General features: G+C 58.1%; 16 protein-coding genes, 5 tRNA genes and 3 rRNA genes. 14 read left to right on the top strand and 10 right to left on the bottom strand.

The features are described from left to right. Nucleotides 1–30: 30 nt before the first annotated feature. The 8 genes from BV82_RS24390 to hemJ form a co-directional block, all read right to left on the bottom strand. Complete coding sequence (locus BV82_RS24390; protein WP_237716724.1) at nucleotides 31–399, bottom strand: hypothetical protein; 369 nt, start codon at nucleotides 397–399, stop codon at nucleotides 31–33. 50 nt (nucleotides 400–449) lie between these two features. Further along, nucleotides 450–1,490 (bottom strand): DUF2157 domain-containing protein, encoded by a 1,041-nt coding sequence (locus BV82_RS24385; RefSeq protein WP_036995070.1) that lies wholly within the window; start codon nucleotides 1,488–1,490, stop codon nucleotides 450–452. A gap of 8 nt (nucleotides 1,491–1,498) precedes the next feature. Further along, complete coding sequence (coq7, locus tag BV82_RS24380; RefSeq protein ID WP_010221472.1) at nucleotides 1,499–2,146, bottom strand: 2-polyprenyl-3-methyl-6-methoxy-1,4-benzoquinone monooxygenase; 648 nt, start codon at nucleotides 2,144–2,146, stop codon at nucleotides 1,499–1,501. A gap of 65 nt (nucleotides 2,147–2,211) precedes the next feature. Beyond that, nucleotides 2,212–2,550 (bottom strand): histidine triad nucleotide-binding protein, encoded by a 339-nt coding sequence (locus BV82_RS24375; protein WP_010221473.1) that lies wholly within the window; start codon nucleotides 2,548–2,550, stop codon nucleotides 2,212–2,214. A gap of 71 nt (nucleotides 2,551–2,621) precedes the next feature. Then, nucleotides 2,622–3,395 (bottom strand): SDR family NAD(P)-dependent oxidoreductase, encoded by a 774-nt coding sequence (locus BV82_RS24370; protein ID WP_010221474.1) that lies wholly within the window; start codon nucleotides 3,393–3,395, stop codon nucleotides 2,622–2,624. Between the two features lie 75 nt (nucleotides 3,396–3,470). Beyond that, nucleotides 3,471–3,917, bottom strand: a complete 447-nt coding sequence (locus tag BV82_RS24365) for a DUF805 domain-containing protein (protein WP_010221475.1) — start codon at nucleotides 3,915–3,917, stop codon at nucleotides 3,471–3,473. Nucleotides 3,918–3,948: 31 nt separating this feature from the next. Next, on the bottom strand, nucleotides 3,949–4,905 hold the full coding sequence (locus BV82_RS24360; RefSeq protein ID WP_036995072.1) for an NAD(P)H-dependent flavin oxidoreductase: 957 nt from the start codon (nucleotides 4,903–4,905) through the stop codon (nucleotides 3,949–3,951). A 33-nt stretch (nucleotides 4,906–4,938) separates the two neighbouring features. After that, nucleotides 4,939–5,364, bottom strand: coding sequence for a protoporphyrinogen oxidase HemJ (hemJ, locus tag BV82_RS24355; RefSeq protein WP_010221477.1), 426 nt, complete (start codon nucleotides 5,362–5,364; stop codon nucleotides 4,939–4,941). Nucleotides 5,365–5,506: 142 nt separating this feature from the next. Here hemJ and argC point away from each other — a divergent pair, with 142 nt between their 5' ends. Then, nucleotides 5,507–6,541, top strand: a complete 1,035-nt coding sequence (gene argC / locus BV82_RS24350; protein WP_010221478.1) for an N-acetyl-gamma-glutamyl-phosphate reductase — start codon at nucleotides 5,507–5,509, stop codon at nucleotides 6,539–6,541. Nucleotides 6,542–6,706: 165 nt separating this feature from the next. Further along, the gene (erpA, locus tag BV82_RS24345; protein ID WP_010221479.1) at nucleotides 6,707–7,057 is read left to right on the top strand and encodes an iron-sulfur cluster insertion protein ErpA; all 351 of its coding nucleotides are present in this window, start codon (nucleotides 6,707–6,709) and stop codon (nucleotides 7,055–7,057) included. Nucleotides 7,058–7,114: 57 nt separating this feature from the next. Here the strand turns inward: erpA and BV82_RS24340 are convergent, their stop codons facing one another. Continuing rightward, nucleotides 7,115–8,206: an anhydro-N-acetylmuramic acid kinase gene (locus BV82_RS24340; RefSeq protein ID WP_036995073.1), complete on the bottom strand. Its 1,092-nt coding sequence runs from the start codon at nucleotides 8,204–8,206 to the stop codon at nucleotides 7,115–7,117. A gap of 3 nt (nucleotides 8,207–8,209) precedes the next feature. Then, a complete protein-coding gene (locus BV82_RS24335; RefSeq protein WP_010221481.1) occupies nucleotides 8,210–9,634 on the bottom strand; it encodes a peptidoglycan DD-metalloendopeptidase family protein in 1,425 nt (474 codons plus the stop codon). A gap of 210 nt (nucleotides 9,635–9,844) precedes the next feature. On the opposite strand from BV82_RS24335, the gene tyrS reads away from it, so the two are divergent. The 12 genes from tyrS (at nucleotide 9,845) to BV82_RS24275 (ending at nucleotide 19,467) form a co-directional block, all read left to right on the top strand. Then, nucleotides 9,845–11,044, top strand: coding sequence for a tyrosine--tRNA ligase (gene tyrS, locus BV82_RS24330; protein ID WP_010221482.1), 1,200 nt, complete (start codon nucleotides 9,845–9,847; stop codon nucleotides 11,042–11,044). A 556-nt stretch (nucleotides 11,045–11,600) separates the two neighbouring features. Next, nucleotides 11,601–13,137: ribosomal RNA gene (locus tag BV82_RS24325) — 16S ribosomal RNA — on the top strand. Nucleotides 13,138–13,222: 85 nt separating this feature from the next. Beyond that, a tRNA-Ile gene (locus BV82_RS24320) sits at nucleotides 13,223–13,299 on the top strand. 10 nt (nucleotides 13,300–13,309) lie between these two features. Further along, a tRNA-Ala gene (locus BV82_RS24315) sits at nucleotides 13,310–13,385 on the top strand. Nucleotides 13,386–13,599: 214 nt separating this feature from the next. Next, nucleotides 13,600–16,489 (top strand): 23S ribosomal RNA (locus BV82_RS24310). A gap of 137 nt (nucleotides 16,490–16,626) precedes the next feature. Then, a 5S ribosomal RNA gene (rrf, locus tag BV82_RS24305) occupies nucleotides 16,627–16,742 on the top strand. The 16S, 23S and 5S rRNA genes sit together here with 2 tRNA genes alongside, the layout of an rRNA operon. Nucleotides 16,743–16,899: 157 nt before the next feature. Then, nucleotides 16,900–17,859: a bifunctional biotin--[acetyl-CoA-carboxylase] ligase/biotin operon repressor BirA gene (gene birA / locus BV82_RS24300; protein ID WP_010220288.1), complete on the top strand. Its 960-nt coding sequence runs from the start codon at nucleotides 16,900–16,902 to the stop codon at nucleotides 17,857–17,859. Further along, nucleotides 17,849–18,595, top strand: a complete 747-nt coding sequence (locus BV82_RS24295) for a pantothenate kinase (protein WP_010220289.1) — start codon at nucleotides 17,849–17,851, stop codon at nucleotides 18,593–18,595. The genes birA and BV82_RS24295 overlap by 11 nt, the downstream gene beginning before the upstream one ends. Before the next feature lie 7 nt (nucleotides 18,596–18,602). Then, nucleotides 18,603–19,031, top strand: a complete 429-nt coding sequence (locus BV82_RS24290; RefSeq protein ID WP_010220290.1) for a hypothetical protein — start codon at nucleotides 18,603–18,605, stop codon at nucleotides 19,029–19,031. 152 nt (nucleotides 19,032–19,183) lie between these two features. Then, nucleotides 19,184–19,267 (top strand) — tRNA-Tyr (locus BV82_RS24285). A gap of 24 nt (nucleotides 19,268–19,291) precedes the next feature. Beyond that, nucleotides 19,292–19,365, top strand: a tRNA-Gly gene (locus BV82_RS24280). Nucleotides 19,366–19,391: 26 nt separating this feature from the next. Next, nucleotides 19,392–19,467, top strand: a tRNA-Thr gene (locus BV82_RS24275). The last annotated feature ends 41 nt before the right edge of the window (nucleotides 19,468–19,508 follow it).

Genomic DNA, 19,508 nt, shown 5'->3' with positions numbered 1-19,508 from the left:
TTGTGGGGGCGGGCTTGACCCGCGATCAGGTTAACCGCGCAGGCGCTCCAACCCAAACAACCAGGCCAACCCTGGAACCAGCGCCACCACTAACCAATGCAGGTTAAAGCCAAGCAAGCCAAAGATTTCTGCTGTGCTCCAGGTATTGCCAAAGGCATTGGCAAACAGCAGGCATTGCAGCAAGGCCGTCAGCGCGGCGAACAGCACAAAGCCTCTACCGAGCAGTCGCCGCCTGAGGATAAAACAGCCGACCAACACGAACAGCAGTTGCCCTGGCAGTGAGAACAACAGCAGATCGACAGCACTGTTGCCATCAGGTTGGGAGATTTCTGGCAGCGTCAGGCTGAAGGGCTCCTCCCTCATGCTGGCGGTCATCAGGCACACGAACAGGTAGGCCACCAGCGCCAGACCCAGGCTTTGCAACAAGCGAACACAAAACAGCCTGAGCATCAGCGACGCAGCCCTGGCAATAGATTGAGCATACCCTCCGGCAGTTGTGCCCGTAGCCAACTGCTCAGATTCTCGCGGTGTTTCTGGTACTGCAGGCCCAGGCCAATCACGCCCAGGCCGATAAAGGTCAGCACCACCGGGAACAGCAGCGATTCGGCAAACACCTGGTAAGACAGATAGCCCAGGTACATTGCCACGCCGATGCCGCCAAAGACCATGAACAGCGGCCGGCGCAGCAGTACCGCAATGCCCATCAGGCCGAGATTGATCAGGCCGTACAGGGCTTTGTCCCATTCACTGTCGGTGTCCAGCAGCGGCAAGCCGAGCCAGAATGCCAGCAATCCGGCCAGATAACCCCAGAACGCATAGTCTTGTCGGGTGCGGCCGTCGATCACCAGGAACACCAGCAGCATCGCCAGGCCAAACCACAGCGACACCGTGCGCCGTTGAGTCCAGTCGAAGGCTTCGCCGTAGAACCATTCGCTCAAGTCCATGGACATGAACCACAAGGCCACGGCGATCGGCATGACGATGAACGGGAAAGGGATCAGCCGCAGCATCAGCAAGCCGACCAGTACTGTCGCCGCTTCCATCAGCAGCCAGCCGCCCTGCACGTAGGTGTAGTAGTGATGGTAGTTGCCCTGGGCATCGTCCAGCGGCCAGAAACCGCTGAGCCGTTCCACGGCAAACACCGCCAGCGGCACGATACTCACCGCCACCGCGGCAAGTACCCCGGCGGGGATCAGTTGGCCGCGGCGTTGCAGGAGTAAACCACCCAGGGTCAGCGCGCCGATGTACACCAGGGCAAGCAGCAGCAGGGCACTGTCACCGATGCGCATCCAGGCTTCACTGAGCAACCAGCCCATGGCGGCCATGATCAGCAGGGCGCCGAAGTAAAACGCCACATGGGCCAGCTGAAAGCTGGCCTGGGCTTGTGGCTGGCGCTTGAGAAATTCAAGCAGGGCCTGGTCCTGGCCCGGGTTCAGAACGCCGGCGCTAACTGCGCGGGCCAGGTCCTTGGCATCGAAGCGCTCTGTCATCGACTGTCCTAGATACGATAAGTGCTTTTGGTCATGACCTTGGCCATAAGGCTCATGCCGAACTTCACTGGCGCCGGGAAGCGAAAGCCGCCCGCATCCAGGGCGGACTCGGCATGTTGCTCTTCGTCGATACGCATCTGTTCAAGAATCGCACGGGACTTTTCATCTTCGGCCGGGATCTGCTCCAGGTGCTCGTCCAGGTGCTTGCACACCTGATGCTCGGTGGCGGCGACAAAGCCCAGGCTAACCTTGTCGCTGACCAGGCCGGCAAAGGCGCCAATACCGAAGGACATGCCGTAGAACAGCGGGTTGAGCACGCTGGGGTGGCTGCCAAGCTGGCGAATACGCTGCTCGCACCAGGCCAGGTGGTCGATCTCTTCTTCGGCGGCGTGCTCCATGGCCTTGCGCACCTGAGGCAACTTGGCGGTCAGGGCCTGGCCCTGATAGAGCGCCTGGGCGCAGACTTCACCGGTATGGTTGATACGCATGAGCCCGGCCACATGGCGGGTTTGCGTTTCGTCCAGGGTAACGTCCGGCTGGATGATCGCCGGTGACGGTCGGGCAGGTTGGCCGCTGAAGGGCAGCAAGGTGCGCATGGCGGTGTCGGCCTGCAGCAACAAGCGGTCGAGCGGGGAATAGTGACGTTCGGTAGCCATCGGGCACCTCCGCAAGAATGTGCCCGACAGTTTACCCCAATCGCGATGCCGGGGCTTGCCCTGGATCAGCCCGGTGGCCAGTGCATCTGACGCTGGCCAAGCACGTGCATGTGAATGTGGTAGACGGTCTGCCCACCTTGCTCATTGCAGTTCATGACCACGCGAAAGCCTTCTTCGCAGCCCAGTTCCTTGGCCAGCCGCTGAGCGGTGAAGAGGAGGTGCCCGGCCAGGCCTTTGTCTGCTTCGGTCAGGTCGTTGAGGGTGCGGATCGGTTTTTTCGGGATAACCAGAAAATGGACCGGTGCCTGCGGGGCGATATCGTGGAAGGCCAGAACCTGGTCGTCCTCGTAGATGATCCTGGCCGGGATCTCCCGGTTGATGATCTTGGTAAACAGAGTATCCACTACGGCTGCTCCATGAGAGTAATCGGACTTGAGTGTACGCAGGCCAGGCGCGTGCGCCCAGCCCTGTGCTACTAGCGGGGGCAATAGGCCTGGTTGATGGCGCCGGCCAGCTTGCGCGTTACCCAGCGCGACAACAGGCGAGGGCTGAAGGCCAGCCAGCGGTTGCGGCGGCCAGGGATGATCAGGGCGCGGTTCTTGTCCAGGGCGCGAACGGTATACAGCGCCACTTCCTCGGGGCTCAGGCTGCGCTGGCCTTTCTCCAACCGTGGGATGCGCCGCAACGGCGAGCGCACGGGACCTGGGCAGAGCACCGAAACCTTGATGCCGGTGCGCTTGAGTTCTTCACGCAGGCCTTCGGAAAAGTGCAGCACATAGGCTTTGCTCGCCGCATAGCTGCTCATCCAGGGGCCCGGGGCAAAGGCGGCGAGGGACGCAACGTTGAGGATCTGCCCGCCGCCCTGAACCGCCATGGCATTACCCAGGGCGTGGCAAAGGCGGGTCAAGGCCAGGATATTCACCTCGATCAGGTCCTGTTCATCACTCCACTCCTGGGCCAGGAAGTGGCCGTAGGAACGGATGCCGGCGCAGTTGACCAGCAGGTCGATATGCCGCTCGCTTTCTTCCAGCTCCAGCAGAAACCCCGACAGGCGCAACGGCTCGCCCAGGTCGCAGGCACGAAACAGCACTTCGACGCCAAAGCGCTGGGTCAGCTCGATGGCGATGCTTTCCAGCGGGTCACGCTGGCGGGCCACCAGGATCAGATTGCGTCCCCGACGTGCCAGCGCCTCGGCCAGTGCCAGGCCTAAGCCGCTGGAGGCACCGGTGATCATGGCGTAACGGGTCATGCAGTTCTCCAGTCGGGAAGAGTGGCCAAAGTGCGCAGTTTACAGGTAGCGGGCGTGAGGTGCTGCCGGTGTGATTCAGATACCGGGCCGGAACACGGTCAACACCACTGCGCCAACGATCACCACCAGCCACATCGAGGCCAGAATAACGACGGCCATGCTGTTGGGCGGCGGGGCAGGTCCGAAGCGATTGTTGCCTCGATTGCCAGGCATCACCAGCAGGAGCAGCAGCAGGAAATTGCCGACCCAGGGCAACAACACTGCCCAGCAGAACCAGCCACTCCAGTTCAGGTCGTGGAGGCGCTTGACGAAGAAGATCATGCTCATGATTCGAGCGATAAGGGCAGCAATCAGGAACAGTGCGGCAGCGTCTTTCCACACTGCACTGGTCACCCAACCCAGCAGCAGCGCGCAGGCTACAGTGGCCGCAATCAAACCCAGGCTCCAGGCCAGAAGGCGGAGCCGACCGATTCGGCCTTGCGGGCTCATCAGTTCGTTTGCGAAGGTGAGGGTGTTGTTCATGCGGGCTTCCTTTGCCTTGATAACGCGTGAATCAGCCCGGCCAGTGGCGGCTCAGGGCTGTGGCCGAGGCATGCGCCTGGCGGTACTCGGCATCCAGGCGGGTAATCAGTTGCTCGACCGAGCACAACTGGTCGATAGCACCGACACCTTGTCCGGCAGACCAGACGGTCTTCCAGGCCTTGGCCTCGTCGTCGATGGGTTTGAGCTTGGTTTCGGTATGGGTGCGCAGGGCGGTCATGTCGAAACCGGCGTTTTCCAGGCTCTGGCGCATAAAGCTTGCAGGTACCCCGGAAACCGCAGCGGTGTGGATGATATCGGCTGCCTTGGCTTCAAGCATCATTTCTTTGTAGGGTCCCGGCGCCAGGCTTTCATGGGTGGCGATAAAGCGCGTGCCCAGGTAAGCCAGGTCTGCCCCCAGCAACTGTGCGGCGAGCACTTCATGGCCGCGGTTGATGCAGCCAGCTAGCAACAGGGTCTTGCTGAAGAACTGACGGATTTCGGCGATCAGCGCGAACGGGCTCCAGGTCCCGGCGTGCCCGCCAGCGCCGGCGGCTACGGCAATCAAGCCATCGACGCCGGCTTCGGCGGCTTTCTCGGCATGCCGGCGCGTGGTCACGTCATGAAACACCAGGCCGCCGTAGCTCTGCACGGCATCAACTACCTCCTTGACGGCCCCCAGGCTGGTGATGACGATGGGCACCCGGTGCTTGACGCACAGCGCCAGGTCCGCCTGCAGGCGCGGGTTGCTCTGATGCACGATCAGATTGACTGCGTACGGCGCAGGCTTGTCGAGGGCCGTCAGGCCGGCTTCGATCTCCTCCAGCCAGGCCTCGAAACCGGCACTGTCGCGCTGGTTCAGCGCCGGGAAACTACCGACCACGCCGTTGGCACAACAGGCCAGCACCAGCTGCGGGTTGGAGATCAGAAACATCGGTGCCGCTACGACCGGCAGGCGCAAGCGTTGTTCGAGCAGGGCAGGCAATGACATGGCAGGTTTCCCGAGGCTGATTATGGGCTTAGGTTAGAACGGTTTGACCACCACCAGAATTACCACGGCCAGCAAGACCAGCACCGGTACTTCATTGAACCAGCGGTAGAACACGTGGCTGCGTTTGTTTTCGCCACGGGCGAAGCGTTTGAGCTGCGCGCCGCACATATGGTGGTAACCGACCAGCAACACCACCAGGGTCAGTTTGGCGTGCATCCAGCCCTGGCTGAGAAAGCCGGGCGTCAGGCTCAGCAGCCAGATGCCGAAGACCAGGCTGGCGATCATTGCCGGCAGCATGATCCCGCGGTACAGCTTGCGCTCCATGATCACGAAGCGCTCCTGGCTGGTGCTGTCCTGGCTTTGCGCGTGGTAGACGAACAAGCGCGGCAGGTAGAACAGGCCGGCGAACCAGCAGACCACGCTGACGATATGCAGCGCTTTGATCCAGAGAAAAAGCATGGGGTTGAGTTCCTTCAGGGTTCACGGTCGTCAGATAGTAGAGGCTAGGGGGCTTGCGGGCCATCGCAACAGTTGTAGGCGTGTTTCAGCGCCCCTATTATCGTGGGCTTTCCTGTTGGTTCGTTGATAAGGGGCACGCGTTATGGTCAAGGTCGGTATCGTTGGCGGCACGGGTTACACCGGGGTCGAGCTGCTGCGTCTGTTGGCACAGCATCCACAGGCCGAGGTGGCGGTGATCACTTCGCGCTCCGAGGCTGGCCTGGCGGTTGCCGATATGTATCCGAACCTGCGCGGCCACTACGATGGCCTGGCTTTCAGCGTGCCAGACGTGAAGACCCTGGCCGCCTGCGACGTGGTGTTCTTCGCCACCCCGCACGGGGTTGCCCATGCCCTGGCGGGCGAGCTGCTGGCCGCTGGCACCAAGGTCATCGACCTGTCCGCGGACTTCCGCCTGCAGGACGCCGATGAATGGGCCAAGTGGTACGGCCAACCTCACGGCGCGCCGGATCTGCTCAAGGATGCGGTGTACGGCCTGCCTGAAGTCAATCGCGAGCAGATCCGCCAGGCGCGCCTGATCGCCGTGCCGGGTTGCTATCCTACCGCCACCCAGCTGGGCTTCCTGCCGCTGCTCGAAGCTGGCATTGCCGATGCCTCGCGCCTGATTGCCGACTGCAAGTCCGGTGTCAGCGGCGCCGGTCGTGGCGCGGCGGTCGGTTCGCTGTTCTGTGAGGCGGGCGAGAGCATGAAGGCTTATGCGGTCAAGGGCCATCGTCACCTGCCGGAGATTACCCAGGGCCTGCGCCGGGCGGCTGGTACTGATGTCGGCCTGACCTTTGTGCCGCACTTGACGCCGATGATCCGCGGTATCCATTCGACCCTGTATGCCACCGTCGCCGATACCTCGGTCGATCTGCAGGCGCTGTTCGAGAAGCGCTATGCCGATGAACCGTTCGTCGACGTAATGCCGGCTGGCAGCCACCCGGAAACCCGCAGCGTGCGCGGCGCCAACGTCTGCCGGATTGCCGTGCACCGTCCGCAAGGCGGCGACCTGGTGGTGGTGCTGTCGGTGATCGACAACCTGGTCAAGGGCGCGTCGGGGCAGGCGGTACAGAACCTCAACATCCTCTTTGGCCTGGACGAACGCATGGGGCTTTCCCACGCCGGCCTGCTGCCCTAAGCCTCCAACGGCAGGTTTCAAGCTGCATGTCAGAGCCGGACGCGAGCCGCTTATCGCTTGCAGCCAGCCGCTTGCAGCTTTTGTATTGTTGACCGCTTTTCTCGGAGAAGCGGATAATGCGCGTCATCACGCATTATGGCGGCATAGCGCCGGGAGATAGTCAGCATGAGCGTCGAATCCTTCACCCCCGTGGCATTGCAGTTCACTGAGGGTGCAGCGCACAAGGTGAAGACCCTGGTCGATGAAGAAGGCAATGATCGCCTGAAGTTGCGAGTATTCGTGACCGGCGGCGGTTGCTCGGGTTTTCAGTACGGTTTCACGTTTGATGAAGACGTTGCCGAAGACGACACCATCGTCGAGCGCGAAGGCGTGGCCCTGGTCGTCGATCCAATGAGTTTCCAGTACCTGGCAGGAGCCGAGGTGGATTACCAGGAAGGCCTGGAAGGCTCGCGTTTCGTCATCAAGAACCCGAACGCCACCACGACCTGTGGTTGCGGTTCTTCGTTCTCGATCTGATTGCAAGGGCAGTACCGCAAACGCCGCGCCGATGCGCGGCGTTTTGCTATCTGCGGTTTATGCCGGGTAGATCGCGCCCAGTACTCGCAGGCCACGGGCAGCAGTGACGCTGGGGCGGTTGGCGGGGATATGCTCCAGGCAGCAGTGGGCCAGCCAGGCGAAGGCCATGGCTTCAACCCAGTCAGGGTCGATGCCGCACGCCGCAGTGCTGCTGACCCGGGCGTTGGGCAGCAGGGTTGCCAGGCGCTGCATCAGCACGCTGTTGTGCGCGCCGCCACCGCAGACCAGCACCGCCTGGGTGTCGTCCTGTGCCGCCTGCAGCGAGCTGACGATGCTGCGCGCAGTCAACTCCAGCAGGGTGGCCTGCACGTCTTCATCCCTGTAGCTCGGTTGAGACGTCAGGTGCAGTTGCAGCCAAGGCAGGTTGAACACCTCGCGACCGGTGCTTTTCGGTCCGCTGCCAGCGAAGAACGGATCGCTTAGCAGAGACGCGAGCAAACCGGGGATCACCTGGCCAGTGCCAGCCCAGGCGCCATCGGCGTCATAGCTGTGCCCCTGCTTCTGCTGGATCCAGGCATCGAGCAACACGTTACCCGGCCCGCAATCGAAGCCGCTGACGGGCTTGTCCTGTTCGATCAGGCTCAGATTGCTGAAACCGCCGACGTTGAGCACTGCCAGGCGTTGACCCTGATGGGCGAACAGCGCTTCGTGGAAGGCCGGTACCAGCGGTGCGCCCTGGCCGCCGGCGGCAACATCACGGCGGCGGAAGTCGCTGACTACGCTGATGCCGGTGAGCTCGGCCAGCAGGGCCGGGTTGCCGATCTGCACGGTGAAGCCGCGCGCCGGTTCGTGACGGATGGTCTGGCCATGGCTGCCGATGGCGCGAATGGCCTCGGGCTTGAGGTTACGGGTGGCCAGCAGGTGCTGGATGCCTTCGGCTGCGAGGCGTACCCACTGGTTCTCTGCCAGGGCCGCGCGGGCGATCTCGTCAGGCCCGCTAGCGCACAGCTCCAGCAGGTCCTGGCGCAGGCTGGCGGGCATGGGGATGTAATGAGTGGCGAGCAGCGTGAGCTGCTGCTCCTGTTCGATCAAGGCGATGTCCAGGCCATCGAGGCTGGTCCCGGACATCACACCAAGATAGAGCGGCATTGCCTAGCGCTTGCTCGAGGCGAGCAGGGTGGCCTTTTCCTGGTCCATGCGCGCTACCAGCGGCTGGCTTTGCTGCAGGAAGCGCTGGCGCTCGGCTTTGGCGATCGGGTCGGCCATTGGCAGCTTCTGCCCGAGCGGATCGACGTGCACGCCGTTGACCTGGAACTCGTAATGCAGGTGTGGGCCAGTGGACAGGCCGGTAGTGCCGATGTAGCCGATGATCTGACCTTGCTTGACGGTGCCGCCGGTCTTCACGCCCTTGGCGAAGCCCTGCATGTGCCCGTAGAGCGTCTGGTAGCGGTTGCCGTGCTGGATGATCACGGTATTGCCATAACCGCCGCGGCGGCCCGCGAGCAGGACCTTGCCATCACCGGCTGCCTTGATCGGCGTGCCGCGCGGTGCTGCATAGTCGACGCCTTTGTGGGCGCGGATCTTGTTCAGGATCGGGTGCTTGCGGCCAGCCGAGAAGCGCGAGCTGATGCGGGCGAAATCAACCGGGGTACGGATGAACGCCTTGCGCATGCTGTTACCGTCAGCGGTGTAGTAGTTGGTGTTGCCTTGCTTGTTGGTGTAGCGCACCGCGGTGAAGCTCTTGCCGCGGTTGGTAAAGCGTGCGGACAGGATATTGCCGGTGCCGACGACCTTGCCGTTCATGACCTTCTGTTCGTAGATCACGTCGAATTCGTCGCCCTGGCGGATATCCTGGGCGAAGTCGATGTCGTAGCCAAAGATACGTGCCATATCCATGGTCAGGTTGTGATTCAGGCCGGCGCGCTGGGCCGAGGCCGACAGCGAGCTCTTGATCACGCCATGAACATAGGCGGAACGCATCACCGGCTTGCTGATCTCACGGTTGAACGCGTAACCGTTTGCGCTCTTGGTCAGGCGAATGGTTTCCAGGTCGCTGAGCTTGCTGTGCAGGCTGGCCAGCTGGCCGTCCTTGTCCAGTTCGATCTGCAGCACCTGGCCATGCTTGAGTTGGCTGAACTGCTTGGCCTGCTTGTTGCTGGCCAGAACTTCATGCACGGCGGTGGCTGGCAGGCCGACCTTGGTGAACAGGGTCGACAGGGTATCGCCACGGCTCACGGTAACTTCGCGGTGGCTTGGGTCTTTGCTGGCCGGCGCGGCTTCGGCGGCGGCAGGCGCGGGCTCGGCCTTGGCGGTTTCCTCGGTTGGCGTAGCGCTGTTGTCGATCTGCGCAAACGGCGAGGGGGCGGTATCGGTGTTCTGGGTAAGTGGGGCGTCCTGTTCCTGCTTGAGTTGCTCGGCCGGGCTTTCCAGCTCCAGGTTCAGGGTAGTCTTCTTGGCTTCGACCTCGCTGGATGGAAACACCAGCAAGGCCAGGCTGAGTAAGGCGGCGATGCCGCTGGCGGCCAACAGGTGGCTCTTCGGATAAAGCGGGGGCGCTTTAGGCGGTTCGTTGGTCATAGATGAATTGACTTTGAAATAGATGAAGTGGAAAAGATGAATGACATGATGAAGATGAAATAACTGTATAAAATATAACCAAATCCCCTTCAGCGCAAGCGCGCAGACGTCATCAGTCGGCTTCGAGGTCACACTCGGGGCAAAAACTTGTATTTGATGGCTGATCTTGTATGGTTGGGTCCCTTTGAATCTGAGCCTTACGGGTCTGTTATGAAGTCGGTTGAAGAGCAGCTAGCGCTGATCAAGCGTGGAGCGGAAGAGGTACTGGTCGAGTCCGAGTTGGTCGAGAAGCTCAAGCGCGGGCAACCGCTGCGGATCAAGGCGGGATTTGACCCGACTGCGCCTGACCTGCACCTGGGGCATACCGTCCTGATCAACAAGCTGCGTCAGTTCCAGGACCTGGGCCACCAGGTGATCTTCCTGATCGGCGACTTCACCGGCATGATCGGTGATCCGAGCGGCAAGAGCGCTACCCGTCCGCCGCTGACCCGCGAGCAGGTGCTGGATAACGCCGAGACCTATAAACAGCAGGTGTTCAAGATTCTCGACCCGGCCAAGACCGAAGTCGCGTTCAACTCCACCTGGATGGACAAGCTCAGCCCGGCCGACTTCATTCGCCTGGCGTCGCAGTACACCGTGGCGCGCATGCTCGAGCGCGACGACTTCGACAAGCGCTACACCACCAACCAGCCGATCGCGATCCATGAGTTCCTCTATCCGCTGGTGCAGGGCTATGACTCGGTAGCGCTCAAGTGCGACGTCGAGCTCGGCGGTACCGACCAGAAGTTCAACCTGCTGATGGGTCGCGAGCTGCAACGCGCCTACGGCCAGGAAGCGCAGAACATCGTGACCATGCCGCTGCTCGAAGGGCTCGACGGTGTGAAGAAGATGTCCAAGTCGCTGGGCAATTATGTCGGCATCCAGGAAGCCCCTGGGGTGATGTACAGCAAGCTCGTGTCGATTCCCGACACCTTGATGTGGCGTTACTTCGAGCTGCTGAGCTTCCGCTCCATGGAAGAGATCGAGCAGTTCCGTGCCGATGTTGCCAATGGCGCGAACCCGCGTGACATCAAGATCAAGCTGGCGGAAGAGATCGTTGCACGCTTCCATGGTGAGGAGGCTGCCGCCAATGCTCACCGCGCGGCAGGTAACCGTATGAAAGAGGGCGAGTTGCCGGAGGACCTGCCTGATGTCGAGGTTGCTGCGGCTGAAGGCTTGCCGATCGCTGCTGTGTTGAACCGGGCGGGCCTGGTGAAGAACTCGGCGATGGCGCGGGACCTGCTCAATGGCGGCGCCGTGAAAGTCGACGGTGCGGTGGTTGATCGCGACTTCATGTTTGCACTTGGCGCGACCCATGTGTGCCAGGCGGGCAAGAAGGCATTTGCGCGCATTACTTTGAAGGCAGAGTAAGAGCTCCTTCTATATATAGGCAAAAGGCGTTTTGCGGTTGATTTGAGAAAGTTTGAAATCAACCCTTGACGCCCGATTTAATCTCTCTATAATTCGCCCCACTTCCGGCGCAGTCGGAACTGAAAACTCCTTGAGTTTCAAAGAGTTAGCGGTTCCAGGGTCATCCGGAAGGGCTTCGATCGAAAGATCGGCAGCGGTGAAAAAGGCGGTTGACAGCGGTTTGAAACGCTGTAGAATTCGCCTCCCGCTGACGAGAGATCGCAGCGAGTCAAGTGGTTGAAGTTGAAAGAGAAATTCTGAAAAACTTCAAAATAAACGCTTGACAGGCTCTGAGGAAAGCGTAGAATGCGCGCCTCGGTTGAGGCGAAAAGCTCTTAACCAACCGCTCTTTAACAACTGAATCAAGCAATTCGTGTGGGTGCTTGTGAGCTCAGACTGATAGTCAAAAAGATTATCAGCATCACAAGTGGCTACACGAAAAATCGAAAGATTTGAAAGTAAGTCATTTGAGATTGCTGAGCCAAGTTTAGGGTTTTCTCAAAACCCAAGCAGTATTGAACTGAAGAGTTTGATCATGGCTCAGATTGAACGCTGGCGGCAGGCCTAACACATGCAAGTCGAGCGGATGAGAAGAGCTTGCTCTTCGATTCAGCGGCGGACGGGTGAGTAATACCTAGGAATCTGCCTGGTAGTGGGGGACAACGTTTCGAAAGGAACGCTAATACCGCATACGTCCTACGGGAGAAAGCAGGGGACCTTCGGGCCTTGCGCTATCAGATGAGCCTAGGTCGGATTAGCTAGTTGGTGAGGTAATGGCTCACCAAGGCGACGATCCGTAACTGGTCTGAGAGGATGATCAGTCACACTGGAACTGAGACACGGTCCAGACTCCTACGGGAGGCAGCAGTGGGGAATATTGGACAATGGGCGAAAGCCTGATCCAGCCATGCCGCGTGTGTGAAGAAGGTCTTCGGATTGTAAAGCACTTTAAGTTGGGAGGAAGGGTACTTACCTAATACGTGAGTATTTTGACGTTACCGACAGAATAAGCACCGGCTAACTCTGTGCCAGCAGCCGCGGTAATACAGAGGGTGCAAGCGTTAATCGGAATTACTGGGCGTAAAGCGCGCGTAGGTGGTTCGTTAAGTTGGATGTGAAATCCCCGGGCTCAACCTGGGAACTGCATCCAAAACTGGCGAGCTAGAGTAGGGCAGAGGGTGGTGGAATTTCCTGTGTAGCGGTGAAATGCGTAGATATAGGAAGGAACACCAGTGGCGAAGGCGACCACCTGGGCTCATACTGACACTGAGGTGCGAAAGCGTGGGGAGCAAACAGGATTAGATACCCTGGTAGTCCACGCCGTAAACGATGTCAACTAGCCGTTGGAATCCTTGAGATTTTAGTGGCGCAGCTAACGCATTAAGTTGACCGCCTGGGGAGTACGGCCGCAAGGTTAAAACTCAAATGAATTGACGGGGGCCCGCACAAGCGGTGGAGCATGTGGTTTAATTCGAAGCAACGCGAAGAACCTTACCAGGCCTTGACATGCAGAGAACTTTCCAGAGATGGATTGGTGCCTTCGGGAACTCTGACACAGGTGCTGCATGGCTGTCGTCAGCTCGTGTCGTGAGATGTTGGGTTAAGTCCCGTAACGAGCGCAACCCTTGTCCTTAGTTACCAGCACGTTATGGTGGGCACTCTAAGGAGACTGCCGGTGACAAACCGGAGGAAGGTGGGGATGACGTCAAGTCATCATGGCCCTTACGGCCTGGGCTACACACGTGCTACAATGGTCGGTACAGAGGGTTGCCAAGCCGCGAGGTGGAGCTAATCTCACAAAACCGATCGTAGTCCGGATCGCAGTCTGCAACTCGACTGCGTGAAGTCGGAATCGCTAGTAATCGCGAATCAGAATGTCGCGGTGAATACGTTCCCGGGCCTTGTACACACCGCCCGTCACACCATGGGAGTGGGTTGCACCAGAAGTAGCTAGTCTAACCTTCGGGAGGACGGTTACCACGGTGTGATTCATGACTGGGGTGAAGTCGTAACAAGGTAGCCGTAGGGGAACCTGCGGCTGGATCACCTCCTTAATCGACAGACATCAGCTGTCTTATAAGCTCCCACACGAATTGCTTGATTCATTGAAGAAGACGATATCGGTAACAGCTCTTAACTGGGTCTGTAGCTCAGTTGGTTAGAGCGCACCCCTGATAAGGGTGAGGTCGGCAGTTCGAATCTGCCCAGACCCACCAGTTTCTTGTTGGGGCCATAGCTCAGCTGGGAGAGCGCCTGCCTTGCACGCAGGAGGTCAGCGGTTCGATCCCGCTTGGCTCCACCACCTTACGTCAAAGCTTAGAAATGAATATTCGGATCGAATATTGATTTCTGAACTTTTTCAGAATCGTTCTTTAAAAATTTGGGTATGTGATAGAAAGATAGACTGGACAGCACTTTCACTGGTGTGTGTTCAGGCTAAGGTAAAATTTGTGAGTCATTACAAATTTTCGGCGAATGTTGTCTTCACAGTATAACCAGATTGCTTGGGGTTATATGGTCAAGTGAAGAAGCGCATACGGTGGATGCCTTGGCAGTCAGAGGCGATGAAAGACGTGGTAGCCTGCGATAAGCTTCGGGGAGTCGGCAAACAGACTTTGATCCGGAGATCTCTGAATGGGGGAACCCACTCAGCATAAGCTGAGTATCTTGTACTGAATACATAGGTGCAAGAGGCGAACCAGGGGAACTGAAACATCTAAGTACCCTGAGGAAAAGAAATCAACCGAGATTCCCTTAGTAGTGGCGAGCGAACGGGGACTAGCCCTTAAGTGGCTTTGAGATTAGCGGAACGCTCTGGAAAGTGCGGCCATAGTGGGTGATAGCCCTGTACGCGAAAATCTCTTAGTCATGAAATCGAGTAGGACGGAGCACGAGAAACTTTGTCTGAATATGGGGGGACCATCCTCCAAGGCTAAATACTACTGACTGACCGATAGTGAACCAGTACCGTGAGGGAAAGGCGAAAAGAACCCCGGAGAGGGGAGTGAAATAGAACCTGAAACCGTATGCGTACAAGCAGTGGGAGCCTACTTGTTAGGTGACTGCGTACCTTTTGTATAATGGGTCAGCGACTTATATTCAGTGGCGAGCTTAACCGAATAGGGGAGGCGTAGCGAAAGCGAGTCTTAATAGGGCGTTTAGTCGCTGGGTATAGACCCGAAACCGGGCGATCTATCCATGGGCAGGTTGAAGGTTAGGTAACACTGACTGGAGGACCGAACCGACTACCGTTGAAAAGTTAGCGGATGACCTGTGGATCGGAGTGAAAGGCTAATCAAGCTCGGAGATAGCTGGTTCTCCTCGAAAGCTATTTAGGTAGCGCCTCATGTATCACTGTAGGGGGTAGAGCACTGTTTCGGCTAGGGGGTCATCCCGACTTACCAAACCGATGCAAACTCCGAATACCTACAAGTGCCGAGCATGGGAGACACACGGCGGGTGCTAACGTCCGTCGTGAAAAGGGAAACAACCCAGACCGTCAGCTAAGGTCCCAAAGTTATGGTTAAGTGGGAAACGATGTGGGAAGGCTTAGACAGCTAGGAGGTTGGCTTAGAAGCAGCCACCCTTTAAAGAAAGCGTAATAGCTCACTAGTCGAGTCGGCCTGCGCGGAAGATGTAACGGGGCTCAAACCATACACCGAAGCTACGGGTATCACTTAGGTGATGCGGTAGAGGAGCGTTCTGTAAGCCTGTGAAGGTGAGTTGAGAAGCTTGCTGGAGGTATCAGAAGTGCGAATGCTGACATGAGTAACGACAATGGGAGTGAAAAACTCCCACGCCGAAAGACCAAGGTTTCCTGCGCAACGTTAATCGACGCAGGGTTAGTCGGTCCCTAAGGCGAGGCTGAAAAGCGTAGTCGATGGAAAACAGGTTAATATTCCTGTACTTCTAGTTATTGCGATGGAGGGACGGAGAAGGCTAGGCCAGCTTGGCGTTGGTTGTCCAAGTTTAAGGTGGTAGGCTGAGATCTTAGGTAAATCCGGGATCTTAAGGCCGAGAGCTGATGACGAGTTGCCTTTAGGCGACGAAGTGGTTGATGCCATGCTTCCAAGAAAAGCTTCTAAGCTTCAGATAACTAGGAACCGTACCCCAAACCGACACAGGTGGTTGGGTAGAGAATACCAAGGCGCTTGAGAGAACTCGGGTGAAGGAACTAGGCAAAATGGCACCGTAACTTCGGGAGAAGGTGCGCCGGTGAGGGTGAAGGACTTGCTCCGTAAGCCCATGCCGGTCGAAGATACCAGGCCGCTGCGACTGTTTATTAAAAACACAGCACTCTGCAAACACGAAAGTGGACGTATAGGGTGTGACGCCTGCCCGGTGCCGGAAGGTTAATTGATGGGGTTAGCTAACGCGAAGCTCTTGATCGAAGCCCCGGTAAACGGCGGCCGTAACTATAACGGTCCTAAGGTAGCGAAATTCCTTGTCGGGTAAGTTCCGACCTGCACGAATGGCGTAACGATGGCGGCGCTGTCTCCACCCGAGACTCAGTGAAATTGAAATCGCTGTGAAGATGCAGTGTATCCGCGGCTAGACGGAAAGACCCCGTGAACCTTTACTATAGCTTTGCACTGGACTTTGAATTTGCTTGTGTAGGATAGGTGGGAGGCTTTGAAGCGTGGACGCCAGTTCGCGTGGAGCCATCCTTGAAATACCACCCTGGCAACTTTGAGGTTCTAACTCAGGTCCGTTATCCGGATCGAGGACAGTGTATGGTGGGTAGTTTGACTGGGGCGGTCTCCTCCTAAAGAGTAACGGAGGAGTACGAAGGTGCGCTCAGACCGGTCGGAAATCGGTCGTAGAGTATAAAGGCAAAAGCGCGCTTGACTGCGAGACAGACACGTCGAGCAGGTACGAAAGTAGGTCTTAGTGATCCGGTGGTTCTGTATGGAAGGGCCATCGCTCAACGGATAAAAGGTACTCCGGGGATAACAGGCTGATACCGCCCAAGAGTTCATATCGACGGCGGTGTTTGGCACCTCGATGTCGGCTCATCACATCCTGGGGCTGAAGCCGGTCCCAAGGGTATGGCTGTTCGCCATTTAAAGTGGTACGCGAGCTGGGTTTAGAACGTCGTGAGACAGTTCGGTCCCTATCTGCCGTGGACGTTTGAGATTTGAGAGGGGCTGCTCCTAGTACGAGAGGACCGGAGTGGACGAACCTCTGGTGTTCCGGTTGTCACGCCAGTGGCATTGCCGGGTAGCTATGTTCGGAAGAGATAACCGCTGAAAGCATCTAAGCGGGAAACTTGCCTCAAGATGAGATCTCACTGGAGCCTTGAGCTCCCTGAAGGGCCGTCGAAGACTACGACGTTGATAGGTTGGGTGTGTAAGCGCTGTGAGGCGTTGAGCTAACCAATACTAATTGCCCGTGAGGCTTGACCATATAACACCCAAGCAATTTGAGCGAAAGCCAGATTGCGGTGTTGTGAAGACTGCAAAGCCGAGAATTTGTAACTCACAAAACATCACATACCCGATTCGCTGGAGTGTCTTAAACAAGACCTTCTGGCAACAGAATTTCTTGACGACCATAGAGCATTGGAACCACCTGATCCCATCCCGAACTCAGCAGTGAAACGATGCATCGCCGATGGTAGTGTGGGGTTTCCCCATGTGAGAGTAGGTCATCGTCAAGATTAAATTCCGAAACCCCTATCTGCGTATGCAGGTAGGGGTTTTGTCTTTCTGACATTTTCCTCTGTGCGCTCCTACTGCCGCTCCCGCAACTCAGTTTTCTATGCAATCCCCACCTGCATGGCTATCATGCCCTCCTCATTGTGAGTCGAGATTGGCATGCTGAAGTTGTTGAAGCTCCTCAAGGATGGCCGGTTCCATTCCGGGCAAGACCTGGGCGCAGCCTTGGGCGTCAGTCGCGCCGCTGTCTGGAAGCAATTGCAGCTTCTTGAGGCTGAGTTGAACCTGCCCATTCATAAAGTCCGTGGCCGCGGCTATCAGTTGGCCACGCCGTTGTCGTTGCTGGAAGAGTCGGCAATAGCCGAGCTTTTCCAAGGCGAACAGTGGCCAGTGTTGATATTCGAATCCATCGACTCGACCAACGCCCAGGCCCTGCGCTCGATCAGCGAAGGCCAGGCTGCGCCGTTCCTGGTGCTGGCTGAGCGTCAGGCGGCCGGGCGTGGCCGGCGTGGCCGGCAGTGGGTCAGCCCATTCGCGGAAAACCTCTATTACAGCCTGGTGCTACGTATTGAAGGCGGCATGCGCCAGCTGGAAGGTTTGAGCCTTGTGGTTGGCCTGGCGGTAATGCGTACGCTGCAGGCCTTTGGTGTTGCCGGTGCGGGACTGAAATGGCCGAATGATGTTCTGGTAAACAATCAGAAAATCGCTGGCATCCTCCTGGAACTGGTCGGAGATCCCGCGGATGTCTGTCACGTAGTGCTGGGGATTGGTATCAACGTCAACATGCAGGTCAACGAGCAGATCGATCAGCTATGGACGTCTGTGCGTCGTGAGACAGGGGTGGCAGTCGATCGTAATAAACTGGTGGCTGCGCTCAGTCAGAACCTGCAGCAGGATCTGCAGCGCCATCGGCAATCCGGTTTCGCCGCGTTCCAGGCTGAATGGGAACAATCCCATCTGTGGCAGGGGGCTGCGGTGTCCTTGATTGCCGGCGTCAACCGGATTGACGGAATTGTTCTAGGCATTGACCGGCAAGGGGCGCTGCGCCTCGAGGTTGATGGTGTTGAGAAGAGCTTTAGCGGTGGTGAGCTCAGTTTGAGGTTGCGTGATGATTCTTGAGCTCGATTGTGGCAACAGCTTTATCAAGTGGCGGGTAATCCATGCTGCACAGGGTGCTGTGGTTGCCGGCGGCATAGTGGACTCCGATCAGGCCCTGGTAGCGGCTGTCATGGCGCTCCCTGAGGCGCCCAAGCGTTGCCGCCTGGTCAGTGTCAGAAGTGAAGAGGAGACCGCCGGTCTTTCGGCGCTGCTCGCTCAGCACTTTGGCCTGAATGTTGTGGTGGCGCAGCCGGCCAAAGAGGTCTGTGGTGTGCGTAATGGCTACGAAGACTACCAGCGCCTTGGTCTGGATCGCTGGCTAGCGCTTCTGGGGGGCTATCACCTAGCGGGCGGCGCTTGCCTGGTCATGGATTTTGGTACGGCGGCCAAGGCCGACTTCGTATCTGCCGACGGCGAGCATCTGGGTGGCTTCATTTGCCCGGGCATGCCGTTGATGCGCAGTCAGCTGCGTACCCACACTCGGCGCATCCGCTATGACGATGCTTCGGCTGAACGGGCATTGTCGAGCCTGGCGCCTGGGCGTTCTACTGTCGAGGCGGTGGAGCGTGGTTGCGTGCATATGCTGCAGGGCTTTGTTCGCTCGCAGCTCGAATACGCTCAGGGACTGTGGGGTGATGATTTCACTGTGCTGCTAACTGGGGGCGATGCGCTCCTGGTGCAGGAGGCCGCGCCACAGGCCCGGGTGGTGCCGGACCTGGTGTTCGTTGGTCTGGCCATGGCTTGTCCCCTGGATTGAGGTGCCTATGCGTTGGTTGTTTCTGTTGTTGGTGGTGCTCAACGTCTTTTATTACGTCTGGCACCAGCAGGAAGCGCCGTTGAAGGCCAAGGAAGTGGCTCCGTTGTCGCTCTACAAGGGAAATCAGCAGGGAATTCGCCTGCTGAGCGAGTCCACCAGTGGTAAGACCGCCCCGGAGCGCGGCCAGGAGTGTCTCTACGTGGGCGGGGTGGCAGCTCAGGAGCAGCTCAAGGCATTGCGTCAGCGTCTGTTGAGCCTGGATATTGCTGCTGTTCCGGTTACTGGTCGCCTCGGTGACAGTACGGGGTTGTGGCTGCAGGTCGCGCCCCAGAGCCAGCGTTTGCTGGACCAAGCCCTGCTCACGACTCTTTCCCATGATTTCAAAGACTTAAAACATAAAATAATGTTGTGCGAGGGTATTGCAACTGGCGAATAGCTTGATAGAATGGCGCCCGCTTCACAGGGAACACCACTCAGGTGGTAGAGCTGGAGGCGGTGTCAAAGCAGCTAAGTTTCAGATTTGATTGAAAAAATTTGAAAAAACGCTTGACACTGGATCGGCATCTACATAGAATGCCGGCCAAATCTGGAGGGATTCCCGAGCGGTCAAAGGGGACGGACTGTAAATCCGTTGCGAGAGCTTCGAAGGTTCGAATCCTTCTCCCTCCACCAGTTTTAGCGAGAGCCGCAAGCTCCGCGGGTATAGTTTAGTGGTAGAACCTCAGCCTTCCAAGCTGATGATGCGGGTTCGATTCCCGCTACCCGCTCCAGGTTTGCTGTTGTTGCACAGTGTTACGCTCTTGTAGCTCAGTTGGTAGAGCACACCCTTGGTAAGGGTGAGGTCAGCGGTTCAAATCCGCTCAAGAGCTCCATATAACAAGGCAGATATGAAAATATCTGCCTTTGTTTTAAT

Source organism: Pseudomonas donghuensis, assembly GCF_000696345.2.
GTDB lineage: Bacteria > Pseudomonadota > Gammaproteobacteria > Pseudomonadales > Pseudomonadaceae > Aquipseudomonas > Aquipseudomonas donghuensis.
Note: the sequence above shows the minus strand (reverse complement) of the source record. Positions and strands in the feature narration are given on the sequence as shown.